Genomic DNA, 9,293 nt, shown 5'->3' with positions numbered 1-9,293 from the left:
CGTTCACCCTGAGCCAGGATCAAACTCTCCAACAAAAAAACGCCTAAAGGCGTGATCTTTCGTGCGTTGCCCTGTTCCTGCGCTTTCAAGATCCCCCGCCGGTCCAACCGGCGCGACATTGAATGTACCAGGTGGGGGCTTTTCTGTCAAGATGGGGGCATGGTGGACCTCTTGGTGGTGGTCCCCCACCCCGATGACGAAAGCTTTGGCGCTGGAGGGGCCCTTCTTCTTGCCAAGGAAGCTGGGCTTAGGACGGGGATCCTGACCCTCACCCGGGGGGAAGCGGGAAGGACCTTGGGGCTATGCTCCCCGGAGGAGCTACCCCAGGTGCGGGTGAGGGAACTCCACCAGGCAGCGGAAATCCTGGGGGTGGATTTCCTCCAGGTCCTCCCCTTTCCCAACGCCCTGCCCCAAGAGGCCGGCGAGGGGCCCCGTGGCTTGGCCTCGGGGAAAGGTCTCCTAGACCATCCGGAAGCGGAAGCTGCTATACGGGAATGGCTCCTTTCCCTTAGGCCCCGGTACGTGGTCACCTTTCCCCCAGACGGTATCAACGGCCACCCCGACCACGTGGCCACGAGCCGCTACGCCATAAGGGCCGCGGAAGGCCTGGCCCAGGTGGTCTACTTCGTCCGACCCGAGGGCCCTTGGCCCATTACCCACCGCCTGCGCCTCCCCGAATGGGCCTTGGCCCGGAAGCTCAAGGCCTTGGCCCAGCACAAAACCCAGGCCCTTTCCATCCTGGCCTTCATGGAAGGATATCCCGAACGGCTCTGGACGGAAACCTTTCACCTTCCAGGCTTCCAGGGCACTGAGGAGGGGCCATGGTGGTAAGGCCCTTGGACCACACCGCCGACGTGGGCTTTGAGCTGGAGGCAAGGGGCCTCGAGGACCTCTTCCAAGCTGCCCTCAAAGGGCTTTTGCAGGTGATGTTCCTCTATCCTCCGGAAGGGGGCAGCCGGCGCCGGCGCCTTTCCCTGGAGGCCGAGGACCTGGAAACCCTCCTGGTGCGTTTCCTCAACGAGCTCATCTACCTGATCCAGACCAAGGGCTTCGTGCCCGGAAGGGCGCGGGTAAGGGTAGAAAGGAAGGATGAGGGTTACCGCCTCACCGCCACCCTCTTAGGGGAACCCTTCCAGGAAGCCTTCGGTTTTCAAGGGGAGGTGAAGAGCGCCACCTTTCACGGCCTGCAGGTGAGCCAGGAGAACGGGAGGTGGAGGGCCCAGGTGATCCTAGACGTGTAAAGCGGAAAGGCCTGCCCGGACCCGTTCCAAAAGCCCCGCCCCCACCAAGGCCTTGGCCCGGAGAAGGGCGTTTTTCACCGCCATGGCGTCCGCGGAACCGTGGCCGATGAAAACCGCCCCCTCCACCCCCAGAAGGGGCATGGCCCCGTACTGGGAGGGATCCACCTTTTCCTTCAACTTTCGCAGGGCCCCCCGGGCCAAAAGGGCCCCTAGCCTGGCCAAAAGGCTTCCGCTAAGGGCCTCCTTGACCCAGCCCAAGAGCACCTTGGCCTCCCCTTCCGCCAGCTTCAGGACCACGTTTCCCGTAAAACCATCGGTGACCACCACTTCCGTGGTGCCCAAGAAGATGTCCCGCCCCTCCACGTTGCCAAAAAAGCGCTTCCCCAAGGCGGCTTGCAAAAGAGGATAGGCCTCCAGCACCAAGGCGTTCCCCTTGCCCTCCTCCTCGCCGATGGAAAGGAGACCCACCTTTGGGTCCTGCAAACCGTTGGCCTCGGCATAGGCCAGGCCCATGGCGGCGAACTGCACCAAGAAGGAGGGGCGGCAGTCGGCGTTGGCCCCCCCGTCCAGGAGGAAGGTGCGCCCCCTTTGGCTGGGGAACTCCACCAAAAGGGCGGGCCGTTCCACCCCCTTCACCCGCCCCAGGGTGAAAAGGGCCGCGGCCATGGTGGCCCCGGTGTGGCCCATGGACACCACCGCCTGTACCTCGCCCCGCTTTAGGAGGTCCATGGCCACCATGATGGAGCTTTCCCGACGCTTTCTCACCTCGGTGGCGTGCTCCTCCATGGGAATCCAGTCCGGGGCGTGATGGATGGGCAAGGAAGCCCCATGGCGGGAAAGCTCCGCCCGCAAGCGGGCCTCTTCTCCCACCAAAAGGACCTCCACCCCTTCCTTGGCTGCCAGGAGGGCCCCCTGGACCGTGACCCCGGGGGCACGGTCCCCCCCCATGGCGTCCAGGGCGATCCTCATGCGCTTGGCGGCAGGTGCTTCTGAATCTTGGCCTCAAAGTTGCGCTTGGGCTGGGCTCCCACCAGCACCTCCACCGGCTGGCCGTTTTTGAAGAGGATCACGGTGGGGATGCTCATGACCCTATAGCGCATGGCCGTCTTGGGGTTTTCGTCCACATCCAGCTTGGCCACCACCAGCTTCCCCTCGTACTCCTTGGCCAACTCCTCCAGGATGGGGGCGATCATGCGGCAAGGGGCGCACCACTCCGCCCAGAAGTCCACCAGGACCAAGGGATATCCGGCCAGGGTCTGGTCAAAGTTGGCGTCGGTAACCTCTATGGGCTTCGCCATACCCCACCACTTTAAAACAAAACCCCGAGGGCATACACCCCCGGGGGGAACCCTTAGGGTTATCGTTTCCTCTTGCCGCCCTTCTTGCCCCCCTTGCCGCCGAAGCCCCCGGTGCCTCGGAGGAAGCTTTTCAGCTTGTTCTCAAACTCGGGGGATTGCTTGGGCAGGCGCCTGGGCCTGGGAGGTGGAGCTCCTTCTGGGGCGGGGGTGAGGTCCTTGATGGAAAGGTCCAGCCGCCCCTTGGCATCCCGGCCCTTTACCATCACCTGGACGATATCCCCCTCGTTGAGAAAGTCCCGCACGTTCTTCACGAACTCATGGGCGATCTGGGAGATGTGCACCAGGCCCTGCTCGCCCCCCGGGAGCTCCACGAAAGCGCCAAAATCCGTAACCCGCACCACGCGGCCCTCTACCACACTTCCTGCTTCTAGGTCCACTTTCCTTCTCCCTTTGCGCGGCGGTGATCCGCGATGCCCCCACTATAGCACAAAGGGGCGCACCCCCTTCCGGTCCAAGGGGGCCAGGAGCTCGGCAAAGGTGCGTTTAAGCACGGGGTGCCGCCCCTCAGGAATAAGGTCGGCCAGAGGCACCAGGACAAAGGCCCGCTGGTGAAGCCTGGGGTGGGGCACCTCGAGGCCCTCCTCCTGCAAGACCAGGTCCCCGTATAGAAGAAGGTCCAGGTCAATGGTCCTTGGCCCCCAAGGCTCTTTCCGCTCCCGCCCCAGGCTCTGCTCCACCGTCAAGAGGCCCTCCAGAAAAGCCCTGGGGGAAAGCTCCGTGTCCACCTCCGCCACCAGGTTCAGGTAAAGGGGCTGGGGCGGGCCCACGGGCTCGGTTTCGTACACGGGGGAAAGGCGAAGGAGACGGGTTTTCTCCAGGCGGGAAAGGAGGGAAAGGGCCTTTAGCAGGTAGCCTGCCCGGTCCCCCAGGTTGGAGCCCAAGCCCACATAGGCCAGCACCCTCCCAGTCTATCCGTTGACAGGAGGCCCCCATCCCCCTACCCTGAAGGGGAGATGGCCGCCTGGGGCAAAACCTAATGGGCCTGGGAAGCCTGGCTTCCCGGGCCTGCCCGGGGGCTTTTCTTTTGGAGGCGAGCATATGGTTAAGGAGGTCTACGAAGACTGGCGCACCCTCCTCGAGGCGGAAAAAGCCCTGGACACCGGCGTCTACACCAAGCACGACCTGCTTTTGGTGCGAGGGCAGGGGGCTAGGGTCTGGGATGCCGAGGGCAACGAGTACATTGACTGCGTGGGGGGCTACGGGGTGGCCAACCTGGGCCACGCCAACCCCGAGGTGGTGGAGGCCATCAAGGAGCAGGCGGAAACCCTTCTCTCCATGCCCCAGACCCTCCCCACCCCCATGCGGGGGGAGTTCTACCGCACCCTGGTGGGCCTTCTCCCTCAGGAGCTCAACCGGGTCTTCCCCACCAACTCCGGCACCGAGGCCAACGAGGCCGCCATCAAGTTCGCCTGGGCCCACACCAAAAGGCGCAAGCTGGTGGCCGCCATGCGGGGCTTCTCCGGGCGCACCTTAGGAAGCCTTTCCGTCACCTGGGAGCCCAAGTACCGGGAGCCCTTCATGCCCCTTTTGGGGCCGGTGGAGTTCATCCCCTATAACGATGTGGAGGCCCTGAGGAGGGCGGTGGACGAGGAAACAGCGGCGGTGATCCTCGAGCCCGTCCAGGGGGAGGGGGGGGTACGCCCCGCCACCCGGGAGTTCCTGGAAGCTGCCCGGGAGGTAACCCAGGAAAGGGGGGCCCTCTTTATCCTGGACGAAATCCAAACCGGTATGGGCCGCACGGGCAAGCGCTTCGCCTTTGAGCACTACGGGGTGGTGCCCGACATCCTCACCCTGGCCAAGGCCCTGGGGGGCGGGGTGCCCATAGGGGCGGCGGTGATGCGGGAGGAGGTGGCGAGGAGCATGCCCAAGGGAGGCCACGGCACCACCTTTGGCGGCAACCCCTTGGCCATGGCCGCCGGGGTGGCGGCCCTGCGCTACCTGGAACGCACCCGGCTTTGGGAACGGGCCGCGGAGCTTGGACCGTGGTTCATGGAAAGGCTCAGGGAGATCCCCTCCCCCAAGATCCGCGAGGTGCGGGGGCTTGGGCTCATGGTGGGCCTCGAGCTCAAGGAAAAGGCCGCCCCGTACATTGAGCGCCTGGAAAAGGAGCACCGGGTTTTGACCCTGCAGGCGGGCCCCACGGTGATCCGCTTCCTCCCCCCTTTGGTCATTGAAAAGGCGGATCTGGAGCGGGTAGTGGAGGCGGTGCGGGCTGCGCTAACCTAAGATGAGCGCAAACGGCTTGGATCCCGTTGAGTTCCTGATGGGGGCCCTCAAGATCCCCTCCCCCTCGGGCGAGGAGCGCCTGGTGGCGGAGTACCTGGCGGAGGGCATGGAACGGCTTGGGCTCAAGGCCTTCGTGGACGAGGCGGACAACGCCCGGGGCCAGGTGGGGCATGGGCCCACCCAGGTGGTCCTCCTGGGGCACATCGACACCGTACCTGGGGTGGTGCCCGTAAGGCTGGAGGGCAACAAGCTTTTTGGCCGGGGGGCGGTGGACGCCAAGGGCCCCTTCGTGGCCATGGTTTTCGCCGCCGCTGGGCTTTCGGAGGAGGCGAAAAGGCACCTTACCGTTCACCTGGTGGGCGCCACGGAGGAGGAGGCCCCCAGTTCCAAGGGCGCCCGCTTCGTGGCTCCCAGGCTTAAGCCCCACTACGCCATCATCGGGGAGCCCTCGGGCTGGGAAGGCATCACCTTGGGGTACAAGGGGAGGCTTCTGGTAAGGGCAAGGCGGGAAAAGGATAACTTCCACTCCGCCCACCACGAGCCCAACGCCGCCGAGGAGCTCATCAGCTACTTTGTGGCCATCAAGGCCTGGGCCGAGGCCATGAACGTGGGGCAAAAGGCCTTTGACCAGGTGCAGTACACCCTAAGGGATTTCCGCATCCAGCCGGCAGAGCTCAAGCAGGTGGCGGAGATGTTCTTTGACCTGCGCCTGCCCCCCAGGCTTCCCCCAGAGGAGGCCATCCGCCACCTCAGCGCCTACGCGCCCCCCACCATTGAGCTGGAGTTCTTCGGCCGGGAGGTGCCCTACCTGGGTCCCAAGGATACCCCCTTGACCCGGGCCTTAAGGCAGGGGATCCGCAAGGCGGGGGGAAAGCCGGTCTTCAAGCTCAAAACCGGCACCAGCGACATGAACGTCCTGGCCCCCCACTGGAACGTGCCCATGGTGGCCTATGGGCCAGGGGACTCCACCTTGGACCACACGCCCTACGAGCACGTGGAGGTGGAAGAGTTCCTAAAAGGGATAGAGGCCCTACGGGAGGCCCTCGAGGCCCTGGCCAAAACCCACGCACCCCCAGAGAAGGTGGGCTAAACTTGGGGCGTGGTTGCGTATTGGCTTGGGTCCCTGACCCTTATCCTATTCCTCGGCCTATTCCCTCCCACCGCTCCTTGGAGCGAGCGCTTTTTAACCCCCCTGGTGGCCCTGATAGGCGGGGGTATTCTCCTTGGGCACCGGCAGAAACCCTTTGGATTAGGGCTTTTCTTCTTGGGCCTGGGCGATCTGGCTTGGACCCTTGAGGACCTGAGCCGCCTGCCTCGAGGACTCTACCTGGAGTTTCCCTACCTTATAGGGTACGCCGCCCTGACCTGGGGACTCCTTTGGCTTCCGGGAAAACCGCCCCGCCTGAGCCTTTGGCTCCTGCCCCTGGGGCTTTTAGGCATGGGCTCCGCCTTTCAGCCCGAACTGAGTATAGACCGCCTCTACATGGTCTGGGACGCCCTCCTCCTTCTCCTCCTCCTGCCGCGGTTGGAACCTATTTTCCAAGAGGGCATCGGAGGACGGGCCCTTTGGGGGGCGGGTTTCCTCCTCTTTTTGGTGGCGGACACCGCCTACGGTTACCTGGAAGCCACCGGGGGATACCCCACGGGCCATCCCGTACACCTGCTCTGGACCTTGGGCTACCTCCTCCTGGCCCTGGGGGTGCTGGAGGAGCGAGCGGGGAAGGCCTCCTTCCTGGGGCAGGCCCTGGCCCTTGGGGGGCTCTTCCTGATGCCCGCTTCCTTGTTAAACGACCCGTCCCCTTGGGAAGCGCGGGTCCTGGCCCTTTACGGCGGTCTGGTGGGAGGGTTGGGCCTCCTTTACGCCAACCATCTGGAATGGCGCCGTACGGAGGAGAAGGGATTGCGTTGGACCCGGTTTCTGGAGGCCTTAGCCCGCCTTTCCCCCAGCGTGACCCAGACCTTGAGCCCAGAGGCTCTTCTTAGGGGGGCCCTCGAGGCCACCCGCCACCTCCTCCCCACGGCCGTGGGCCTGGAGGTGCGAGGCAGGCGGGGCCTGGTGGGGGAACGCACCCCCCATGCCCTCACCATTCCTTTAAGCGGGGATGCCGCCTACCTCTACCTGCAGGGCCCCTTGGAAGAGCCCATCCCCCCAGGCTTCCTCTCCCTCTTGGGGGAGCGGATAAGGCAGGTGCTACGCCAGGTGGAGTGGGGCACCTTAGCCCTCACCGATCCCCTCACCGGCCTCCTGAACCGGCGGGGCCTGGAGGTGGAACTGCCCAAACTCCTGGCCCTGGCCCGGCGCTACCAGGCTCCCCTAAGCGTGGTCATGCTGGACATAGACCATTTCAAAAGGGTGAACGACACCTACGGCCATCCCGTGGGGGATGAGGTTCTAAGGCTATTGGGCCGCATCCTCAAGGCCAGCGTGCGCCAGGAGGATCTGGCCGTGCGCTATGGGGGGGAGGAGTTTCTCCTTTTCCTCTACGGCGCGGGCCGGGAAGCCGCCAAGGAGGCGGTGGAGCGGATCCGCTACCGCTTCCGCAGCCAAAAGGTGGACCCCATCCCCTACCCCCTCACCCTCTCCGCCGGCATTGCGGGTGGGGAGGTTCCCGAGAACGAGGCCCAGGTGGAGGAGTGGATCCTCAAGGCCGACTACGCCCTTCTAAGGGCCAAGGAAACGGGCCGGGACCGGGTAACCCTGGCGTAAACCCCTACTTCTTGGGCATCATCTTGGCCATGAGGGCCTCCATGGCCTTCATGTCCTGGTTCAGGTGACCGAAGGCTTTGCCCAGGGCCTTAAGGAGGAGGAAGAGCACGCCCAAGGCCTTCTGCACCTCGGGGTCGGAAAGCTGCTTCAGAATCCCCGCCAGGCCCACCCGGGGCGGGTCCCGCAGGACCTCGGGGGTGAAGGTCTCCCCCAGGCCCCGCTGCAAGGCTGAGGCCATCATGCCGATGGCGGCGGGCTCTATGCGGGAAAGAATGTCCAAGACGTTGGCCCCATGGGAAGCTAGACGGAGAAGCTGGGGTTCCATGAGCATGCCCAAGCCCTCACCGAAGTTTTCCGTAAGGTGCCCCAGGAAGGCTAAGGCTCCCGATTCTTCCAACTTCTCCAGGGTGTCCGCCAGTTTCTCCAAAGCCTCCGCTTGGTCCAGAAAGCGGGCCAAGAGGGAGACCATCTGGAGGTTTTTGGGCTCCATGAGAAGACCCAGGTTCTCCGCCAGGGTTTCCCCGGTACCCACCTGGGCCAGGAGGCCGAGCCCGCTTTTTTCCAAGACCTCCTCTATATGGGCTAGCCTTTCTTCCACCGTAAGCATCTTTTCCATGGTCCCTCCTACTCGATCAAGGTGGCGAACCAGAAGCCCTCAAAGAGCATCTTGGTGACCCGCACCCACTTACCCACGGCCATCACGCCACAAGAGGGCATGCCGGTGCCCGCCAGGAACTTTTCAAAGGAGCACTGGGGCAAGAGGGCGTTGTCCCCGAAGTCCATGATGCACATGGCCACGGGGTTAAAGGGCTCGCCAATGTAGGCCCCCTTGAGGTCGGAGGCGATGACCCCGGCCACGTACTCCCCTTGGAAGTGGGCCACTACCCCGGCGGGAGGAAGCATAAGGGAGGGGTTTACCGTGTCCCCAATGACGAAGACGTTGGGGAACCTGGTGGAGCGGAAGGTCATCTTGTCCACCTCGGGGAAGCCGTCCGCTCCCGCCAAAGGGGATTCCCGCACCACCCGGTTGGGGGCAAAGGGCGGCGTGAGGATGAGGAGGTCGTAGGCCAGCTCCCGCCCGTCCTTGGCCTTCACCTTTCCTCCCTCAAAGGCCACCGGCTCAAACTCCCCGTGGAAGGCGATGCCTTTAGAGCGGAGGATCTCCAGGACCTTTCCGGAGATCACCGGACCCATACCCGCCAGCGGAAGAGGATTCAGGTGGAACACCTCCACCGTGCTCTTCTGACGAAGACCCTTTACCTTCAGGGCAAACTCCACCTGGCCCGCCACCTCATAGGGCGCTGGGGGACAGGGGTAGTAGGGCGAGGAAACCCCCACCACCACCTTGCCACCCTTGAAGTTCCTGAGGGCTTCCCGGAGCTTCAAGGCCCCCTCGAGGCTCCAAGGGGCGTGGCCATCCGGGGCGGGAGAGGGCAGGGCCTCGGCCCCCAGGGAAACGATGAGGTAGTCATAGGAAAGCTCCCCGGCGCTGGTCTTAACCCGGTTATTGGCGGGGTCCAGGGCCTCCACCGTGGCCTGCAGGTAGGTGATGCCCCTCTTCTCCAGGTTGGCCAAGGGCCTACGCACCTGCTCGGGCTCCCGCATGCCAAAGGCCACCCAGGGGTAGGCGGGCATGAACTCGTGGTAGGCGCTCCTATCCACCAGGGTGACCTCCACCTCCCTCCCCAAAAGCTTCTTCACCTTGTTGGCCGCCACCAGGCCACCCGAACCGCCTCCTAGAACCAGAACCTTCGCTGCCAT

General features: G+C 64.3%; 11 protein-coding genes. 5 read left to right on the top strand and 6 right to left on the bottom strand.

All coding sequences use genetic code 11. The features are described from left to right. Positions 1 to 159: 159 nt before the first annotated feature. A complete protein-coding gene (locus tag L0D18_RS07990; RefSeq protein ID WP_243028352.1) occupies positions 160 to 831 on the top strand; it encodes a PIG-L deacetylase family protein in 672 nt (223 codons plus the stop codon). Further along, positions 822 to 1,241: an archease gene (locus tag L0D18_RS07985; protein ID WP_243028351.1), complete on the top strand. Its 420-nt coding sequence runs from the start codon at positions 822 to 824 to the stop codon at positions 1,239 to 1,241. Before L0D18_RS07990 ends, L0D18_RS07985 begins: the two co-directional genes overlap by 10 nt. Here L0D18_RS07985 and plsX read toward each other — a convergent pair. Genes plsX through folK form a run of 4 tightly spaced genes read right to left on the bottom strand, consistent with a single transcriptional unit; the run spans position 1,230 to position 3,498 of the window. Then, positions 1,230 to 2,210, bottom strand: coding sequence for a phosphate acyltransferase PlsX (gene plsX / locus L0D18_RS07980; RefSeq protein ID WP_243028350.1), 981 nt, complete (start codon positions 2,208 to 2,210; stop codon positions 1,230 to 1,232). The two genes, L0D18_RS07985 and plsX, sit on opposite strands and share 12 nt — an antisense overlap. Continuing rightward, a complete protein-coding gene (gene trxA, locus L0D18_RS07975) occupies positions 2,207 to 2,539 on the bottom strand; it encodes a thioredoxin (RefSeq protein ID WP_243028349.1) in 333 nt (110 codons plus the stop codon). Before trxA ends, plsX begins: the two co-directional genes overlap by 4 nt. 59 nt (positions 2,540 to 2,598) lie before the next feature. Further along, positions 2,599 to 2,976 carry an RNA-binding protein S1 gene (locus tag L0D18_RS07970; protein WP_243028348.1) on the bottom strand — a complete coding sequence of 126 codons (378 nt, stop codon included), beginning with the start codon at positions 2,974 to 2,976 and terminating at the stop codon, positions 2,599 to 2,601. Between the two features lie 42 nt (positions 2,977 to 3,018). Beyond that, positions 3,019 to 3,498, bottom strand: a complete 480-nt coding sequence (gene folK / locus L0D18_RS07965) for a 2-amino-4-hydroxy-6-hydroxymethyldihydropteridine diphosphokinase (RefSeq protein WP_243028347.1) — start codon at positions 3,496 to 3,498, stop codon at positions 3,019 to 3,021. 139 nt (positions 3,499 to 3,637) lie between these two features. On the opposite strand from folK, the gene lysJ reads away from it, so the two are divergent. From lysJ to L0D18_RS07950, 3 genes are read left to right on the top strand one after another with little or no spacing between them, the layout of a single operon-like run. After that, positions 3,638 to 4,825 (top strand): [LysW]-aminoadipate semialdehyde transaminase LysJ, encoded by a 1,188-nt coding sequence (gene lysJ / locus L0D18_RS07960; RefSeq protein WP_243028346.1) that lies wholly within the window; start codon positions 3,638 to 3,640, stop codon positions 4,823 to 4,825. Position 4,826: 1 nt separating this feature from the next. Then, complete coding sequence (locus L0D18_RS07955) at positions 4,827 to 5,915, top strand: [LysW]-lysine hydrolase (RefSeq protein WP_243028345.1); 1,089 nt, start codon at positions 4,827 to 4,829, stop codon at positions 5,913 to 5,915. 9 nt (positions 5,916 to 5,924) lie between these two features. Then, positions 5,925 to 7,532: a GGDEF domain-containing protein gene (locus L0D18_RS07950; RefSeq protein ID WP_243028344.1), complete on the top strand. Its 1,608-nt coding sequence runs from the start codon at positions 5,925 to 5,927 to the stop codon at positions 7,530 to 7,532. 4 nt (positions 7,533 to 7,536) lie between these two features. Here the strand turns inward: L0D18_RS07950 and L0D18_RS07945 are convergent, their stop codons facing one another. Beyond that, entirely contained in the window at positions 7,537 to 8,148 is a 612-nt protein-coding gene (locus L0D18_RS07945; RefSeq protein WP_243028343.1) for a helical membrane plugin domain-containing protein, read from the bottom strand. A gap of 8 nt (positions 8,149 to 8,156) precedes the next feature. Continuing rightward, complete coding sequence (locus L0D18_RS07940) at positions 8,157 to 9,293, bottom strand: NAD(P)/FAD-dependent oxidoreductase (RefSeq protein ID WP_243028342.1); 1,137 nt, start codon at positions 9,291 to 9,293, stop codon at positions 8,157 to 8,159.

Source organism: Thermus albus (assembly GCF_022760855.1).
GTDB lineage: Bacteria > Deinococcota > Deinococci > Deinococcales > Thermaceae > Thermus > Thermus albus.
Note: the sequence above shows the minus strand (reverse complement) of the source record. Positions and strands in the feature narration are given on the sequence as shown.